We start from the raw sequence: 17,671 nt of genomic DNA on the forward strand, positions 1-17,671 counted from the left end.
CCCTTGTACGACAGCGACGCGCTCCCCACGGACGACCCTTCCCAGGCTGATCAACCAGAAGATCATCCCACCGGTCAGCCAACGTGACAGTGCCCCCAGCCGTGCAGCTGCCGTACGCACCCGCCGATGCCGGCCACGTCCCCGGTGTAGGAATCCATGCGCGAAGCCAGCCCTCGCTGACGGTGCCGTGTCCGCACTGCACGCTGGCGACGCACCGTCACTGCACGCTGGACTTCGACGGAGTGAACACCTACCGGTCCCAGGCTGGCCCCAATCTGGGCAAGCCGACACGCAGTTATTCTGCCCACAGAATGTCGACGACGTAGACGAGGGTGGACCGGGCCGGGATGCCCTTCCGGGCCTGAGCGCCGTAGCCGAGGCTGGGTGGGACGACGAGCAGGAGTCTGCTGCCCACCTTTGCGTCGACCAGGGCCGTGTCCCAGCCCTGGATGACGTTACCGCGGCCAATGATGACCGTGGCGGGTTGGTGCTGCGCCCAGGAAGAGTCGAAGAGTGTGGCCCGGTCCTTTCCGCGGTTGTCCTCCCAGACCGCGCCGGAGTACTGGAGCACCACTGTCTGACCGGCTTTCACCTTCGGGCCGGAGCCGCTGACGAGCGTGCTGGACTCCAGGCGCCTGGGCGCGGCGGCATCGGGCACCGCGATCGCGGCGGGCGAGCGACCCACCTTCACCGCGGGCAGTTCCTTGGAGACCGAGCGCTGGTCCCCGGAGACGATGGCGTCTACGGCCAGGACCTTCACGACATCGACCACGAAGACGACGGTCTCGGTGGCCGAAACACCCAGACGGGCATCGCCGGTCGTGCCGTAAGCGGCAGCCGGCGGGGCCACCACCAGCACCCGGCTGCCGGCCCGCTGTCCGTGAACGGCGCGGTCCAAGGCGGGTATCACCGCTCCCTTGCCCACCGGGAACACCTTGGGGGCATCGCCTTTGCCGTAGGTGCCGGGCAGGGCTTTTGCGCTCTTCCAGGTCTTTGCCGTGTAGTCGACGATGACGACGTCCCCGTTCTGAGCCTTGTGGCCTTGCCCTTCTGCGAGGGCTGTGACGACGAACTTCCCGCTCGGCTTGGCATGGGGAATGGTGATGGTGGCCTTGTGACCGAAGCTGCCGGAGACAGTCGGCAGCTCGGCATCCGTGGTGACGGAGGCGGGTACGTGCTCCCGGGACACGGAGACGGTGGGGGCAGGCAGCGGACGATACTCTTGCTTCTGCGTCGAGGAGGAATCCGTGCCGCTGCATCCGGTAAGAAGGACCGCGCAGGAGACGGCAGCTATTGCAGTACGACGCATCATTTCTTTCCTGATCTGGGAAATTCGCTGGATAGCCATCACTTGGATGCTTGGGCTGGCTGCCTGGCACCCAAGCGGTGACCATCTCCTCTGTGCGGGAACCCGCATAGGCCAGGCAAATTGCGGCACGTTGGGATGAGATAGTGATTGCTCGGCCGGTCCTGGCCTTCGATGCCTGGCGGACCCCCGCTTTCGTCAGCTAAGAGCCTTCTGATGCTTTCGCGCCTTTCTGGCCTTCCAGGCTCTTGATTCGAGGGCATAGTGCCCCACGGCCATCACCCATGCAGCGAGAAAGAATTCTGCGGCACTCTCCAGCACTCGCGGGTGATGCATCGAGTCTGACCAGAAATGATATTGCGCGAACCGAAAGAGGCCACATGCGGCCATCAGAATGGACACCCATAGCCGAAATGGAACGTTTTTCATTTTCAACCTTCTCGGATGTGAACCACAGTGACAGTTGGTTTCGTCTCGGATCCGTTTGCGGGCCGCAAAAACTACTGCGGCCCGCAAACGGATCCGACCGATCTTCAGGTCAAGCCTGAGTTCTCGGGGCCCTAACAGCGGACGTGTGACGGGTACATGTAGGAGTAGTAATAGTACTTCTTTGTGCCGTCCGCAGCCTTAACGCGCAAGCACTGACCGTGCTTGTAAGCGTAGTCCGCGACATCCTGGACCCAGTACCCGTAGAGCCAAAAGAGTGCCGCCGCAAGCCCGACGTACCAATTTCCCGTGATAAAGGAAACGAACGCCAGCGCGGTTCCGACCCTGTCCCACCACCTGGTTAGGTGAGCAGCTACCTTCCCAGTCTCATAGTGGGTCAGGTAAAGGTATATGGAGCCACCGGCGTGTGGGCTGTAGTCATGGGAAGACCACCAGCTCCAGACGTGTACGGTGACTCTGCCCCAGGACCAGTAGTGTGTTTTCCACCAGCTCCATCTGCCATCAATATCCAGCCCGTTGACCGGATCCCCGAACGCATAGTCGTAGGCGTTTGCGTTACCACCAGGGATTGGGTCGGTTGAGAGGAATCGTCCGCTCGTGGGGTCGTAGAGCCGCACGCCCATGAGGACCGATCCCGTGGCCGTTTCGCTGGAGCGCTGGGGTGCTCCGAGCCAGCCGTAGCGAGCGGTTGCACTGCCGGATACCGGGTTCCCGAATTCGTCTTGCCTCAGCACGACGGGGTTCTTTGTGGTGTCGAGCGGCAGTTGTACTCCCAGATCCCCGTGGAGGGTGGTGAGCTGGAGCACCACGTCCCCGCTTGCGCTGGTGACGGCTTCCAGGCTGCCTGTCAGGCCGCGGACGGTGCGGGCGATCGTTCCACTGGAGTCCTCGGTGATCCAGTCAGGGCTGTCTCCTTCCGAGCCGTAGTGGTTGGTTTTATGGCCGGTCTGAGTCCAGGTCTGGTCCGCGCCCTGGGTCTCCGTGGTCCATGTCGCCAGGCGGCCGGCGGCATCCAGGTCCCAGGTCTGACGGTTGGCGCCTACGGTCTGCCGGCGGACCAGGTCGTTGACGTAGTAGTTGATGGCAGCTCCGCTGGCCTGCTGGGTTGTACGGCCGAAAGCGTCGTAGGTGATGCCGGACGCGATGAGCCGGTCAGCGCTGTCGTAGGCGCTGATGGCTGTCGTGGCTCCGGTGTCGGCGCACGCCGTTCCGGGCTCGCTGGTCGAAGTGGCCAGGGACATGCGGTTGCTGTTGTCGTCGAAGCCGTAGGTGCGTCGGGTGCAGCTGCCGTCGGCGGCTGTGTCGTCGGTGCCGGTCAGGCGTCCGACCTTGTCGTAGGTGTATCCCTGTTCTGTCGTGTCGCCGGCGGTTCCGGTGTGGTGCACGAGGCGTCCGTGGACGGAGTAGTCGCCCGTGTCGGCGAGCACGATCGTGCCGTCGCTGTCACGGCTGTACACCTGCGAGGTCGTCTGGCCGACGTTGTCGGTGCCGACGGTGAGCGTGTAGCCGCCGGGCAGCTTCTCGGTGAGGAGTTCGCCCTCGGAACCATAGGTCGCCGCGAAGGTGCCGGCGACCGAGTCGGTGAGGGACGTGGGAAGGCCGCGGGGATCCAGCGCCGTGTCGTAGGTGATGGTGTTGGTGGAGGGTGCGGAGTCGGCCATCTTGACCGGGCGGTCCAGGAGGTCGTACTCGGTGGTGGTGGTGTTGCCTGCGCCGTCGTTGTAGCTGATCTGGCGCCCGAGTTTGTCGTAGCGGGTGGTGATGGTCTGGCCGTTGGCCGTCTGGGTGGCGATCTGACCGCTGCTCGCGTCGTAGGTGGTGGTGGTGTCCGGCATGGCCGTGCCCACGCCGCCGGCGACGCTGCTGCTGGAGATCCGGCCGAGGCTGTCCGTGGTGATCGTGGTGGTGCGGGTGACGCCGTTGGCCGTCTCTGAGACCTTGATTGGCCGTCCCCACCAGTCGTATTCGACGGTCTTCGTGGGCAGTTGGGCGGGATTGGAGCCACCACCGGTGATCGCCCCAGCCGGTCCGGTGGAGCAGACCAGGTCAGCCCATTCCGGGCGGCCGTTGCAGGCGCCGGTGCCAGTGGCCGACCAGTAGGTGGTCACGGTTGCCCCGGCGTCAGCGCCCGTCGACTTGGGCAGCGTGGTCTTGGTGATCCGGCCCTGGGCGTCGTAGGCGGTGGTCTTGGTCAGGTTCTTGCCACCGGCATCCTCGATGGTGCTGATGGCCTGGCCCTTGACCCAGTCGTAGGTGGTCTTGGTGGCTTCCGCATCGCCGTCGGCCGGGTAGCCGTCGACGTGCGCCCCGGTGGTCACGGTGGTGGGCAGGCCGCTGACCTTGGCGCTGCCGTCGGTGGGACGGCCCTCGTCGTAGGCGATCACCGTGTGCTGCCTGACCGCCTCCTCGGTTCCCGCCGGGAGGTCGGTCCCCCCGGTGCCGGCCTTGAGTGTGCCGGTGAGGGTTGCCAGGTGCAGCGGGCCGAAAGACTCGACTTCCTGCTGGCCGTTGCTGCTGAACACGTGGAGAGTGGACAGGGCTTCAGCGCGTTCTGCGGTCGAGATTGCGCTGAGGTCCAGCCGGGTGAGCGTATCCAGACCGCTCCCGCTGGTGGCGAGGGCGAGCTCCCGATTGCCTGCGGAAAGCTCCCGCAGCTCGTTGCCGAGGTGGTCGTACTCAGTGGCGTCGATGTGCCCGCCGGGCGCAGCGGTGTTGACCTGCCGGCCTGAGGCGTCCACGTAGCTGATCCCGGCCCGCCGGTATGCACTGGCCGTCAGGGTCTGCCCGTCGTGGGAAGCCGGGACGGCGTCAGCAGGGAAGACCGCCGTGGCGTCGGTCGGCACGTCCGCCTGCCCCCAGGCTGCGACGTCTGCGGGGGCCATGGGGTAGGGCGCGGCTGTGCCGGACATTGGCACGTCGTAGACCACGCTGATCGCCGCGGTGCCCTCGGTGACGTCGGCGGTGCCCTGCTTCAGGCCCGGCCGGGACGCGGTGAGGAGCATGCCGTCACCGGCGGTGGCGGCATTGCCGGCCTTGCCGTAGCTGAGGGTCCACGGCAGTTCGCCGGGCTGCGTGAGCTTGGTGACCCGGTTCGCGGCGTCGTAGCCGTATTCGGTCAGCGTCGCCGGGCTGATCGCTCGACTCCAGGTGCGGCGCAGGTGTCCGGTGCCGTCGTACTGATACCACTGCACGGTCTTGGCCGTGGCCGCCGAGGCGCCCGGCTCGGTGGACCACTGCTTGATCTCCTTCACCGTTCCGGCGTACTCGCCGAAGACTGTGTCGGTGGCCGAGGTGGTGCTGGAGTACACGAACTCCAGCAGTCGGCAGCCCTTCGCCGACGGGGTCGTCGCACACGTGGCGTTGGACACCGCGGTGGTCGGCGCGATCAGGTACTTCGGGCGCGCCAGGGTCTGACTGCCCACCACGACCTTCTCCGAGACCACCGTGACGGTGGAGGTGGCGGTAGCCAGATAGGAAGTGGTGGCCTGCCAGGCGGTGGCGGCCGGGTCAACCTTGGCGAACGTGGTGGTGGCGCCGCTCGCCGCCTGCAGGGTGAAGATCGAGATCTTCGTCAGATCGTTGGTCGTAACGCCTGCGCTGTCCTTGCTGGTCAGCGTCAAGTCCTCCAAGCCCGGCTCGGGCTGCCAGCCGCCGGCACTGGTGGCGGTGAAGCCCACCGCCGTGCCGTCGGCGTCGAGGACCTCCACCGAGGTAGCCGAAGTCTGACGCACCGTGCTCCAGTCCGTCCCGGTGCGCTCCGCCGTGACGCCGGAGATCCAGCCGGGACCGAAGATGGCCGCCTGGCCCTCCACATCCTCGCCGGTGGTGGCACCCCGTGAGGAGGCAGTGCGGTCGATGCTGATGCCGAAGGCACTGGCATCGTCCTGGCTCAGGGTGAAGTCACCGGTCAGCATGTTGACGTCGCCGGGCCCAACCTCCTGAGAGGGCGCATTGCCGGCGTTGCGGTCGACTGTCACGGTGTTCGGCGGAGAGTAGCTGGTGCTGGTGCCGTCGGTGAAGACGGCGCGGACGTCGATCGGGCCGTCCTCTGCCAGTGTGGTGGTGATGTTCCAAGTCAGCGCCTGCGGGGCGCCATTCGGTGCGGCAAGTGGCCAGGAGGTGACCGCCGTGCCGTCGGCGTTCTTGGTAACGTCCGTGAGCGGCACGGTGTGCCAGGTGTCGGTCTCGCCGCGGCGGTACTGGTAGGTCACGCCGGTGTACGTGGGCTTGGCCGTGGCGGCAAGGGCGACCCGGCGAGCGGGGCGGTCGCCGTCGCCCGGAGCGAGCAGGGCCGCGCTGCCGACGCCGAAGGCGTACTGGGTGACGGTGGTGGAGAGATTGCCGCCGGAGTCGATCGTCTTGGCATACAGCTTGTGCCAGTCCTCGCCCGGCGTGATGGAGATGGTCAGCGGGTCACCGCCGTTGCCGTCGGCGGTGTCGTAGACCGACTTCGGTGTGGCGGCATCGTCCAGGCCCCACAGGTAGCCCTGGCCGTCGCCGGAGGAAGTGTCCAGCGTGCAGGTCACTGCCCCGGACGCCTTCGCCGTCCAGGTGTCCTGCGGGTAGGCGGCGCAGGTGATGGAGGGGGCAGCGGGTTTGGCGACGTTCGGCACGAAGTAGATGTACGACGACCAGGCGCCGTAGTCGGTGTCGTCGTAGCCGCGCACCCGCATCCGCAGATGCGACCCGGTCAGCTGGCTCGCGGACGGGATGGTCAGTTTCGCGGTGGAGCCGGAGGCCACCGAGGATGAGGTGCCGGTGTAGGAGTACGACGTCTCACCGGAGTACGAGGGGTCATTGGTGATCTCGAACTGCGCCTTGGCCGACGAGCCGTCCGCGTCCGTCACCTTCGCCGACAGGGTCGGTGTGTACGTGGTCACGTACCGCTTGCCGCTGTAGGCGTTCACACTGCTCGGCGAGATCGCCAGCGCACTGGTCGTGGCGTACGAGTTGTAAGTGACCGTCAGATGCGGCTCGACCGAGGTGTCGCCCGAGGCGTAGTTCGCAGACCGGAAACGCCTCCAGGTCAGCGAGTCACTCTCGTCCGCGCCGCGGATCTGCAGCCCGTAGTTGGCCGATCCGCTCGCCCACGCCTGCACGATCGCATCGATGTCGAAGTTCACCGTGCCAGCCGGGCAGTCGGTACTGGAGTAGCCCTTGGCCGCCGTACTGGTCACCGCGCCGGTCGTCGTGGTCGACGGCTGGACGGACCAGGTGACGTCCGACGACGACCACGACGAGGTGATCCGCCGCACCTGCGTGCCCGGGCCCGAAGTGGAGCAGGTCGAGGAGTAGTACGAGTACAGCGCCAGGTTGGTGTCGGTGATGTGCTTGCCGGCGAACTTCGACACATCGAACTTCAGGTACGCGCGCGCGATGTCGCTGCCGCCGTCGTACGTCCCCGACTTCAGCTCGGTCGAGGACACCTGCGAGTCGGTGTAGTCCGGGGTCTGCACCCACGTGTCCGTGGTCACCGCGAGCGTGGACGTCGGGTCGACGGTCACCGGGTAGGTCGCACTCGCCAGGAAGTCGTGGTCCGGGGTGAGCACCAGGGTCTGTGCACCGTCGTCCGCGGTCTCTACCTTGGTTGTGACCTGCTCCTGGTGGGCGGACTCGCCGGACGCCGGGTCCTTGGAGGCGTCCCACATCATCGGCGCCGGCGCCTCGGCGACCAGGTCACCTGCGCTGTTCTTCAGCAGCAGGTGCCCGGAGTCGGCCTGGGACAGCTTCAGCCCGTCCAGGTCCAGCGGGATCCGGTACGACACAGCATCGTCATCGGGCTGCTGGGCCAGCTTGATGTTCTCGGAGAATCCCTGCGCCAGCGCGGTCACCGAGAGGGTCTGGCCGCTGCCCAGGTCATAGGAGGCGGTGCTGTTCTTCACCGTCGGCGTGGGCAGCTTGTCCTGCCAGCCCAATCCGAAGGACTCCGTGCCCTTGGTCACCGACGCCAGATTGGTGTCCCCTCCGTCCGAGACCGCAATGTCGGCAGCCGCCACCGTAGGAGTGAGGTCGGCACCGGTGTCGGACAGCGCGGTGTCGATGCCCTTCCACACCCCCGCCTGCTTCACCCGGATCGGACCCGCGTACGCCGCCGTCTCCAGCTCCCCACTGGGCAGCGCGTACGTCGTCGAGTCTGCCGCCCGCTCCGACAGCACCTCGATCTTCCGGCCCTGCAACCGGGCCATCAGAACCGCCGACGCCTCATCCTGCGCCTCCGCCGGACCCGGTGACTCGGTGGGCGACGCCGCCGAAACATCGGTAGCCGGCGTGGCGAACGCGATGCCGGTGTCCTGCGATACCAGTGCTGCCTCGGTCGCGAACAGCATGACGACGCCGATGGCTATCTGCCGCAGCCGTCGCGCCTGGCGCACCCGGCCCCTTCTCGATCTGCCATGGGCCACGGGTCTGTGACGCACGATCAGCTCCCTCCCCTACGCTCCGCAATACGGAGTCAACAGAAACGAGCTGATCTTCACGGAGGGGTCAGATTTCAGCCACTGAAAGAGCACCAGATATTCAAATCTAGTCATGCAGGTCACCAAGGAGCGTTAAAGGGCTGTTCGCGACAGTGGCCTCCGGTCGTCCCGATTAAGCCGCCTTCATACACTTCGGGCCGAAGGTAGTAGCCAGTTGAGCCTGCGACCGCACCCTCTGTACTGTTTTAAGATTTTTATAAGAACTGAAAGAAGAAGCGGAGCAATCGGTAAGAAAACGACAAGATCGCTGCAGTCTCGCCGCGCGCGCCCAGCGCGGCTGTACGGCGGGAGTCGGGCCCGCTCCCGTCACTGGGGACAGCCGGGACGCCCGAAACGGGACTGCAGAGCTGCCAGCGGGATTTGAGGGCCACCCAGTCGGTGGCATGCCCCAGCTGTATGCGACAGCGGTGCTTGCCGGGATCCTGACCACTCTCTTCCAGGTGGCGAACACAGCGGCGTTGCCCAACGTGGTTGGTCCGCGCCAGCTGTCCGCCGCCCTCGGCTACTCGCAGTCCGCCGCCAGCGCGGTGGGCATCTTCGGAGCCTCACTCACCGGCGCGCTCTACGCCGTCGGCCGAACCGTGCCGTTCGCCGTCAACGCGGTTTCCTTCGCAGTGTCCGCGGCGTCGCTGCGTTTGATGCGTGCTCGATTCCAAGTGGACCGGCAGGACGTGCGGACGACGTCTCGGCTCACCACCGAGATCCGAGAGGGGCTCGGCTGGCTCTGGCGTCAGCCCGTCATCCGCTTCCTCACCCTGGTCTCGGCCGCTGACAAGGTACGTTACGGCGCTGGCTACCTGTTGATCATCACTCTCGCCCGGCAGGTGGGTGCCTCGCCGCTGTGGATCGGCGTCATCTTCAGCGGCGCGGCGGTCGGCGCCATGGCGGGGGCGCTGGTCTCGGACAGGGCGACGCGACGCTTCCCGCTGGGCCGGATCGCCGTGGTGATGCTGTGGTTGGAGGCATTGATGTTCCCGCTGTACGCGCTCGCGCCCAACCCGCTGCTGCTGGCAGCGGTCGCGGCCGCCGAGTCGCTGGTGGCCCCGATCTATGCGGTGGCCATGACCACCCACCAGTTGGCCATCACCCCCGATGAGCTGCGAGGCCGGGCCACGAGCGCGGTCTCCACGCTCACCACGGGAGCCTTGTCGATCGGCACACTCGCGGGCGGCGCCCTGATCACCACACTGGGTGCCAAGCCGCTGGTCTGGCTCTGCGGAGCATGGCTGCTCATCCTGGCCCTCCTCACCACGGCCAACCGGGCCGTGCGGCAAGCACCGCCAGCGGGTGCGCTTCCACAGCAAGAGGCCACCAGCGCGGCCGAGACCGCCGACATGACTGGCTAGCACCCAGCGCCGCGGCCACCGTTGATCGTCAGTGGGCGGAAGGGCACTGACGGCTCAGCGGTGGCCGTTGCAGCGTCAGCCTGCTCCTGCGTTGACGCCAGCGACGTCCTAGGAACAGGCGGAGAAGCCCTCACATGCCTTAATCCGGAAAAGTGCAAGCGGCCTCACCGAAATCCTTGCCCGCGCACTTCGCGACCGGGGCCGTGAGGTCGAAGTCGAGCACCGCCACGTCCACTTGCCACGCGTGCTCAAGACGCCCGCCAACGGCACCGCCAACGCCAGCTCCACGCAGGAGGCCACCCGATGAAGCGTCTCTTCCGCCGCTGCGGCCACGCGCCCGGCGCCCTCAGCCTCGAGGACCAAGCCGCCGTCGACCAGTTCCGCGCACTGCTCGCCGCCCTGCGCGACCCGGAGCCCTGGACCCCCGGCCAATGCCAGGACCTCGCCGTCCGGGTCGGCCCGTTCGTAGAGCGCGCTCACCCGCGTCCGGGTGACGACCACGGACCCGACATCATCGCCGTCGCCCTGCAACACCCCGGTGGCTCGTACACGCCGTACGGCGAGCGCTACCGGAAGCTGGGCTGGCTGCGCTGCGAGACGACCACCATCCTCGGTGTGTGGAATCCGGCCTACGCGCCGCTCACCCACGCCGCGGCGGGCCTGGACCTCCCCGACGACGTCGGCATGGCCCCGGCGAACTACGGCGTCCACGTCGAAGCACGCCGCAGCGACGGCACCGGCTACACGCTGCTCCGTATCGGCCCCTACTTCCAGACCTGGCTCGCTTCCCGCGACGCCGACCGACTCAACACCGAGCTGGCGGGCAAGGCGACCATAGTCGTCCCCGGATGCACGGTCACCGCGAAGGCCGCGCCGTTCGACGTCAGCGACTACGAGAGCTACGACAACCCGTACGAGACCGACGCCACCGTGCTCCTGGCGGCCGCCATCGCCCGCGAGGTGTCGGCATGACCACGGCCCTGTACGAGATCGAGACCAGCGAGGCCGACGACGGCACCACGGTCCCCGCCGAAGGCATCTGGACCCCCGAGGGAGAAGACGCGGCTGACAACGGGTTCGTCGTCTACCGCGGGCTGTACGTCGCCGGCATCGGAGCTCCGAACGACGACGGCCTCTACCCGGACAGGTTCTTCTTCCTTGGCAAGTCAGCGTGTTGCGCTAGGGATAGCGCAACACAACCTGCTTGTGGCGAATTGGGCTTGGCGCAGCGGAACGACGCCATCACGTGAAGAGGTGATCAGTGCCTGTTTCTGAAGGTCGTGCCTGATCAAGGGGGTGGTCGTTGATGGGGTGTGAGTATCGGAAGCGACCATCCGGCGGGTGCGGATCGGATCTATGCAGCCCTGGTTGCGTTGGGGGCTGAGCCGGTCCTTGATCCGGAGTTGTGGCCGCAAGGGCCGCAGGAGGGCGACCGGTTGAGGCTGCTCGGAGTTCTGCTGGCCAAGACGGAGCTGGAGATCACCGCAGCGACGAGGCTGGGTGAGGACGAGCAGTTCGAGGACATCGCTGACGTGGTGCTCGGATGGACTGAGCAGGTGGGTTCGAGCGGCATTGCGTCGAACGTGCTGGTCAACCGGTTGCAGCGGACTGCGGTGCAGCTAATGGACGGCGGGGAGGAGAAGACTGCGGCGGGCCAGGTTGCCTCTGGGGCGGCCGTGGTGGCGGCAGCGGACGTGCTCAGCGCCCACCTCCAGTTCGAACACGGCGACGTCGAGCGAACCCGGCGGGCTCTGGACCGGACCGAAGCGTCCGTGATCGCGGTTCTGGAAGGCATGCATGAGGTGCGCGTCGCCATCGGTGACGTGGAGGAGTAGAGAGTGGCAAGAGCTGGGGGTTGTCCGTGCCGAGCGGCGTAGTGAAGTGGTTCGATCCCGGACGGGGACTGGGCGTTATCGCCCAGGACAGCGGCGGTCCTGATGCCGTCGCACACCGCTCCGCGGTTCACGGCGACGCCAACTGCATGCTGGTGGTGGGCGGCCGGGTGCTCTTCGACGTCACCCTGGACGCCGCGGGCGTCCGGGCCGACAACATCCGACAGGCTGCCGGACCGGGCTGTCCGCCAGTCGGGGGACCGGGAGGCGAGATGGCCGCGCGCCCGCAGGCCGGCTAGCCCGTCCACTGCAATGGTGCAAGAGGCTCCCCCGCCCCGAGGGGTCTGGCCCCGTCGCCGGGCCAGGCCCCTCGCCCTGCGTCCGGCTGAACGTGGGTGCCGCGGCAAATGGGTGACGTGCCGACCGCTTGACCCGAGCCGGTCGTTGAGCTGGCATGGAAGCCTTCGGTAACTGCCCGGACCCGGGTCCCGACGACGCCCGGCTTGCCGGCCATGCAGAGGACACCTGCGCGTGGTGCGTGCAACGGCGGGAGACTGACGCCCGGGCCCGTGAGGTGCCGGTGGAGAGGAAACGTTCGCCCGCGCCCTGGAGGGTTCCGCCGGGACTGCCCTCGCACCCTGCACAGGTCGACGGATGAGGGCGGCCAGGACGGCGATGGTCGCTCTGGCCGCGGCCACGATCGTCGCTGCGACAGTGTCGGTAGTCCTGGGTACGTGCTTCTGATTTCGGACACGATGCAGGCCGGGCATGCCAGGCACTCGGCTGATTGCGGAATCAGCCGATGTGCTGTGCTCCTCGTTCGTGGTTTGTGTCTGTGGCCTCTCGCGTCAGGTCAGGACGTGGGAGGCACGGCGCGGTTGAGAGGTTCCAGGTCTCCGTGCAGGGCGGCGTGGAGTGCGGCCGCGAGTTCGCGGGCCCGCTCTTCGCTCGACACGCTGTGCATCATGAAGTAGATCGGTCCCGGGTAGGCGTCCGCGCCGACCTCGCGGTTGTGGACCAGGCGGATGATCGCGTCCCGGACAGCGTTGTTCACGGTGTCGTCGACGGAGTGTCCGGGGTCGGCGGTGAGCGTGTCCGCCTTCACGGTCCACCGCGGACCGTCGGATTCGATCGCGACGAACACGGCGCGGTGCGCCATGGCCTGCCTGTATGCCTTGTGGAAAGCATCGGTGCCGGAGGCGTCTGGGATGAGGTGGGCAGGGCAGGGAACCGGCAGCGGCTGCATGAGGAGATTGTGCAAGAGGTCAGGAACATTCACGTCCGTTGACACTCGAAGACCGCCCCGGTGCTGCGGTGGCATCCTCAGGGCCCGATGCTGACCAGCACAGGCGGCTCAAGCGGCCGGAGCGGGCTTCCCTGCCCAACCTGCCCCGATTCTCTGCGACGCATGGCGGTTGGCCTTCCACAGTGCTGCGGGGGCCGCCCGCCGTCCGGGCGGCCCCCGCAGTGGCGCGGTCAGGAGCTGTTGATGAGATCGAGGAACGATTCGACCCGCGAGGACAAAACTCAAGCTCAGGGGCTGGCAGCGTGGCCCACCGAGCAGGCCGCGCACCACTGGGCTCGCGCTCCACGCTGATCTGTCAGTGACCGAGCTTCGTGATGCGCACCGCGCTGGCCTCGCCGCCGTCTGAGACCTTGTCTGCCTTGAGCTCGCCATCCACCCGGCCCGACCGCGCATCCTCTACATAAACGGCCGCCGCCCGGCCTTCGATTTCCTGGGCGATCAGCCGCCCTGTCACCACAGGTGTGCCCGACGAGGCGCGGTTCTCCCCGCGGAACGTGATGCGCTGGCCGATCACATCCTCGATCGCGTTCCTCAGTTCCTGCGTCGCGCGCAGCACGTCGAGGTTGCCGTCGGACGGCGTCTCGTACCCTTGCGCGTAGTCCTCAAGCCGCCGACGCAGGTCTTTGAGTACATCAGCCAGTTCCTCGGCTGCGTCTGGATCGATGCGGATGGGTTGCAGGCGTCCCTCGATCACGTCGGGGGTTTGCACAGGGATTAGCTCTGCCGGTGTCTCCTCGCCACGTGCCGCCGCTTGCCTGGTCTCGGCGCGACGCTTCAGGATCGCATCGGATTGTCCGTAGAGGAACTTGATGCCCTCGGTGAGTGCAACGCCGGTCAGTACAGCGATACTCAGCGGCTCGACCATAGATCTGTCTCCTACTCGTGTGCGAGGATTTCCAACCACTTAAGCGAACCTTTTGCAACGGCTGCATCTGGGTCGGCGACTATCAATGCAGCAAGAGTCCGCTTCATGCTTGCCTGGTCCCCCATCGCGGCAGCCGCGAGCCGTGTAAGAGAACCCAGATGCACAGCCGGGCGCTGGCATAGTGAGTCATCTCCGATGCGGTCAGCAGCCCAGGCCGCTGCTTTCGCTCGGTCGCGGACCTGCTTCAGGAGTGAGCACAGAAGGTCGATCGCTCCGCATTCGGCAGCGGCGCGTAGGGCGATCTGGATATGCAGATCGGCCGCGCTCAAGCCCCAGCCATCACCGACATCGCGGTTGTCGTCGGATGAAATCGCTAAGATCAGATCGCGGGCCGCCCCGGTCTGGCCTGCAGCGGCCAAGGCCACGGCGATCTGACGGTCAGCGTCGAGGTGTGCCCCAGGGATGTATGGATCTAGCCCCTCGAAACTGGTGGCCTCGTATCTGTCTTCGTAATACGCATTGCCAGCTGCCCCCATCAAGCCCAGAAGATGAAACGTGTCGGGGAAAGCGTCGTGGCGCAAGGCTGCACGGGCGCGCCATCGCAAGGACTCCTCCGCCCGGCCCGAGCGCGCCAGAGCCAGGGCCAGAAGGCACCCAAGGGAATCGGGTTCTAGCTGGAACAGTCGGTAGGCTAAGTCATAGTCCCTGTTCCCACCCAGACTGTTGTCACGGGAGTGAAGTCGGGCTTTCGCCAATTCGATCTCGTGGTCGATCTGCTCGTAGACTGCCTCCCGTTCGTCACTCACCATGTCGGCGGCGTACGCGAGGAGCAGGACTCGGTGGATTGGGAAGTCCGTGAGGGCGCGGCATTTCTCCACGGCTTCTGGTGCCTGAATCGGACGTTTCAGTGCGCGGAGCTGGAGGCAGGCCGTCGACAGGGTCAGCTGTTGATCATCTAGGAGAGTGCTCAGCCGGGCGACGCCCATGCGATCGTCGTGGTCTGCTAGATAGTTGCGCAGATCTTTGACGTAGCCCCGCAGTTCGCTGTGCTCGTGGTCTCGGAGCAGGTTGGCGATGGGCGATCTCTCGCCGCTGAGAGCTAGGTAGCGGAAGAGGGCGAGATCCATGTCACTGTACGGTCCGGCGAGTTGCCGCCTCGCCTCGGCGTTGCCGATGCACAGGAGCTGATCTCCCATGCCGGTGTTACCAGAGCGGTAGAAGGCGTATGCCAGGGCGGCCGCGAGGACGGCCGTCGCTTCGTCCGGCCGACTGGTTTCTGGATCCTGCGTGATCTGTTCGGCGGTGCACAGGCGCTGTAGACGCTCTTCTGCGATGTTCTGAAGGTGTGGCTGGGGTCCGATCAGCGCGGAGAAGCCGCGAGCTGCCTGGAAGGCGGCCAGATCGGCTGCCAGGCGAGGCAGATTTTGGTCCGCCAGAGCGAAGAACAGTTCGATGCTGCGTGTGATCTCGCTCTCTGCCGTTGCCCGGAATTGCATTTGATGCACCAGATGTAGAAAGGCGGTGACGCCGTCCTCTGCTGCGAACTCGAGCAGGCTGACGGCGAGGCGCCTGCTGCGCTCGAAGTCACCGAGTGTGGCCAGCTCCAGGGCGCACTCGAGCACCAGGCCTTGCAGGCAGGTGCCGTGGACGATGTCGCGGTGAACCGGGATGACGAAGCGACCGTCCAGCTCTCCTGCGAGGTCCGGCATCCGGTCCGTGATGCTGGTGAGAAGGCCATGCGCTCGGTCGGCATAGCCATGCCTTCGCCAGGCAATTGCGCGATACAGATCCCACCACAGCCCCGTCGACTCGTCCTCGATGTCGTGCCGGCAGCTTTCGATCTCTGCGATTGCCGCCTTCCGGCAGGGCGCATCGTAGGCCACCTCAGGGCGGCCGACACTACTCAGCACCTCGGCATGGTCGAGGGGCGACCCCGCTGTCCGGCACAGGATGCCAGACAGGTCTCCGGCGCTGGTTCGAGAAATCCACGGCAGCGCCCCCGCCATCGCAACATCTTCGAAGATGGTCCGGGCTCTCCAGCGATTCTTCCTCGGCATTGCATAGATCAGGTGCGCCGCGGCGATGGCGTCGGCGTCGCGGCGACGGCGTTCTGACATCGTGATGGCGTACTTCATGATCCCGAACCGGTACCGCTCGGAATCGATGTCCAGCGCATCGGATCCGGCCGGCACAACTGCGTCGCAGTCGATGCGGAAACGCTGGATGAACGCCAGCCCGTAGTAATCGAGGATGCCGTCTGCCAGCTTCCGGGCTGGATGGTGCAGTGCATCGGCCTTGTGCAGGTCGGCGAGTAGGACCGCGGCTTCGTACTGCAAGGTCGGCCGGACACCGTACTGGCACCGAGGGATCATGTGGTTCAGCCGCTCCACCGCGCGGTGCCGGGTCGACGGCCGCAGCGCCTCAAGGCATGCCAGGGCCAGGTTCCGGATCACGTCGTGGTCGTAATCGCCGAGATCACCAAACGCATCCGTGGGAGTCGTCTCCCTTCCCCCAGCGTCGGGTGCCCGGCCGGTCCCCAACCCTGCAGACAGCTGGAGTCGCCGGGCGAGCAGCCCGGCCATCCGCCGGTGATCCTCAAGCTCAAGGGCAGAGTCACAGGCTGTCTGCCAGATGCTCTGCGCCTGCGATGCGGGCAGGGCACGCAGCAGGTCGTGGACACCCTCGTCATCCAGTAGATAGTCGCACAGGCGCGCATGCCGCCCAGCGCGGTTGAGATGATGCGCAAAGTTTGGACGCAGGTACTGGGACGCGTGCTGCGGATCCTTCAGGAAGTGTTCGCCCAGATTGACGTGTGCCTCTTCTGCACTGATCTTCAGCGGTGCCCAGCTGTGCAGAAAACTGCGGAACGACTCGTGGAAGATCCGCCAGCATCCGCTTGTCTCGTCGAGCCTTAGAAATTCCTGCAGATCAGCGAGGACGTCGCCGACAACCGATCGAGGAAGGGCGAGTATGTCCGCGATGTCCTCGGAGGAGATCCCCGGCTCACGGGCCACTGAGATGACCGCGAGGGTGGGACGCACCTCTTTGCGCCAGCGCAGGCTACGCAGATTGTGGGCGACCCGGCGCTGGAGAAAGGTCTCGTACAAATGGTCCAGGCCGTCTGGCAGGCTGCTCGCCTCCAGGGGTACACCTGGCTCGTTCAGCATGCTGATCGCGTAGCGGGAGTACAAGTAGTTGCCGCACGCCTTGCCGGCCAGTATCCAGGCCAGCTGTTCGGCGCCCTCGACCGTCGAGGCAAGGCGCGCTCGGCAGTAGGCGTACATGTCCTCGCCGGGGTTGGGTTCGTCCCGGTCGAGGTCCAGAAGCCGGTCAGCCACGCGTTCCAGGACCGTGTGCTCACCGGTCCGGCACGTGAGCACGAATCGGACGTCAAGCCGCGACTGTCGTAAGCTCTCGACCGCATGGACGACGAAGTCCACGAACTCCGCTGCGAGACCAGGTGAGTTCGCCTCGTCGAGGCCGTCGATCAGCACCACGAGAGCCGGTGGGGCGTCAAGCTCCTCGAGCGGGCCGCGCACGTACCGGATCAGCGCGGAACGAGCCGACTCGCCAGTCAGCGACAGGGATTCGATGGACACGCCGCTGACCTGCGAGTCGTGAGCATTCTCGACCGTGACGTGCGAGACCACGGTCACTGGCATGCCAGCCCGTCGGCTGAGGGCCGCCACGTAGTCGGGCGATGCAGCACTCAACTCCTTGACCAGCCGAGCCACCAACTGCCAAGGGACCAGAGTGTTGTCGTCGTTCGCATGGCACTCATGCCACACGGTGACAGGCCCTGGGGTCGGCTCAGCGGTGACCTCGTTTACGCGCCGTGCTAGCCGTGACTTCCCGGCGCCTGGCTGCCCCGTGATCAATATTGACCCGCGGGGCGTGCTCACGCTCTCCAAGACGTGGTTGAGAGCCCATTGGCGCCCGACGTAGTCGTCCCCCTGATCCATCTACCCTCCGCCCCCTGCACACCGTGACGACACGTTAGCCCAGAGTTGATCGACAAACCCGGGAATTTAGTCCTTTATTGCTGTGCGGAGGGGAATGACGATTGGCGTCGGCAGCTGTAGCTGTTCGCGCA

General features: G+C 66.2%; 10 protein-coding genes. 5 read left to right on the forward strand and 5 right to left on the reverse strand.

Annotated elements, in window-relative coordinates; translation table 11 throughout:
• Window positions 1–295 precede the first annotated feature (295 nt).
• Window positions 296–1,348: an FKBP-type peptidyl-prolyl cis-trans isomerase gene (locus ACFWWR_RS42580; protein ID WP_384309562.1), complete on the reverse strand. Its 1,053-nt coding sequence runs from the start codon at window positions 1,346–1,348 to the stop codon at window positions 296–298.
• 518 nt (window positions 1,349–1,866) lie between these two features.
• Entirely contained in the window at window positions 1,867–8,169 is a 6,303-nt protein-coding gene (locus ACFWWR_RS42585) for a DNRLRE domain-containing protein (RefSeq protein WP_384309515.1), read from the reverse strand.
• Window positions 8,170–8,612: 443 nt separating this feature from the next.
• Here ACFWWR_RS42585 and ACFWWR_RS42590 point away from each other — a divergent pair, with 443 nt between their 5' ends.
• The 5 genes from ACFWWR_RS42590 (at window position 8,613) to ACFWWR_RS42610 (ending at window position 11,706) form a co-directional block, all read left to right on the forward strand.
• A complete protein-coding gene (locus tag ACFWWR_RS42590; protein ID WP_384309517.1) occupies window positions 8,613–9,575 on the forward strand; it encodes an MFS transporter in 963 nt (320 codons plus the stop codon).
• Window positions 9,576–9,878: 303 nt separating this feature from the next.
• Window positions 9,879–10,547 (forward strand): hypothetical protein, encoded by a 669-nt coding sequence (locus tag ACFWWR_RS42595; RefSeq protein ID WP_384309519.1) that lies wholly within the window; start codon window positions 9,879–9,881, stop codon window positions 10,545–10,547.
• The gene (locus ACFWWR_RS42600; protein ID WP_384309521.1) at window positions 10,544–10,825 is read left to right on the forward strand and encodes a hypothetical protein; all 282 of its coding nucleotides are present in this window, start codon (window positions 10,544–10,546) and stop codon (window positions 10,823–10,825) included. The genes ACFWWR_RS42595 and ACFWWR_RS42600 overlap by 4 nt, the downstream gene beginning before the upstream one ends.
• Before the next feature lie 63 nt (window positions 10,826–10,888).
• On the forward strand, window positions 10,889–11,410 hold the full coding sequence (locus tag ACFWWR_RS42605; RefSeq protein ID WP_384309524.1) for a hypothetical protein: 522 nt from the start codon (window positions 10,889–10,891) through the stop codon (window positions 11,408–11,410).
• A gap of 26 nt (window positions 11,411–11,436) precedes the next feature.
• Window positions 11,437–11,706, forward strand: a complete 270-nt coding sequence (locus ACFWWR_RS42610) for a cold-shock protein (RefSeq protein ID WP_384309527.1) — start codon at window positions 11,437–11,439, stop codon at window positions 11,704–11,706.
• A gap of 554 nt (window positions 11,707–12,260) precedes the next feature.
• Here the strand turns inward: ACFWWR_RS42610 and ACFWWR_RS42615 are convergent.
• From ACFWWR_RS42615 to ACFWWR_RS42625, 3 genes are all read right to left on the reverse strand, one after another.
• Window positions 12,261–12,566: a hypothetical protein gene (locus tag ACFWWR_RS42615; protein ID WP_384309530.1), complete on the reverse strand. Its 306-nt coding sequence runs from the start codon at window positions 12,564–12,566 to the stop codon at window positions 12,261–12,263.
• Between the two features lie 442 nt (window positions 12,567–13,008).
• Window positions 13,009–13,578, reverse strand: coding sequence for a hypothetical protein (locus ACFWWR_RS42620; protein ID WP_384309532.1), 570 nt, complete (start codon window positions 13,576–13,578; stop codon window positions 13,009–13,011).
• Window positions 13,579–13,589: 11 nt separating this feature from the next.
• Window positions 13,590–17,540 (reverse strand): AAA family ATPase, encoded by a 3,951-nt coding sequence (locus tag ACFWWR_RS42625; RefSeq protein ID WP_384309534.1) that lies wholly within the window; start codon window positions 17,538–17,540, stop codon window positions 13,590–13,592.
• Between the last annotated feature and the right edge of the window lie 131 nt (window positions 17,541–17,671).

Origin of the sequence: Streptomyces sp. NPDC058678, from assembly GCF_042714835.1 — a bacterium.
Lineage (GTDB): Bacteria > Actinomycetota > Actinomycetes > Streptomycetales > Streptomycetaceae > Streptomyces.

Coding starts and splice junctions, on each gene's coding strand:
- ACFWWR_RS42580 (WP_384309562.1), bottom strand. CDS start 1,348: ATGGCTATCCAGCGAATTTCCCAGATCAGGAAAGAAATGATGCGTCGT.
- ACFWWR_RS42590 (WP_384309517.1), top strand. CDS start 8,613: ATGCCCCAGCTGTATGCGACAGCGGTGCTTGCCGGGATCCTGACCACT.
- ACFWWR_RS42595 (WP_384309519.1), top strand. CDS start 9,879: ATGAAGCGTCTCTTCCGCCGCTGCGGCCACGCGCCCGGCGCCCTCAGC.
- ACFWWR_RS42600 (WP_384309521.1), top strand. CDS start 10,544: ATGACCACGGCCCTGTACGAGATCGAGACCAGCGAGGCCGACGACGGC.
- ACFWWR_RS42615 (WP_384309530.1), bottom strand. CDS start 12,566: ATGGCGCACCGCGCCGTGTTCGTCGCGATCGAATCCGACGGTCCGCGG.
- ACFWWR_RS42620 (WP_384309532.1), bottom strand. CDS start 13,578: ATGGTCGAGCCGCTGAGTATCGCTGTACTGACCGGCGTTGCACTCACC.
- ACFWWR_RS42625 (WP_384309534.1), bottom strand. CDS start 17,540: ATGGATCAGGGGGACGACTACGTCGGGCGCCAATGGGCTCTCAACCAC.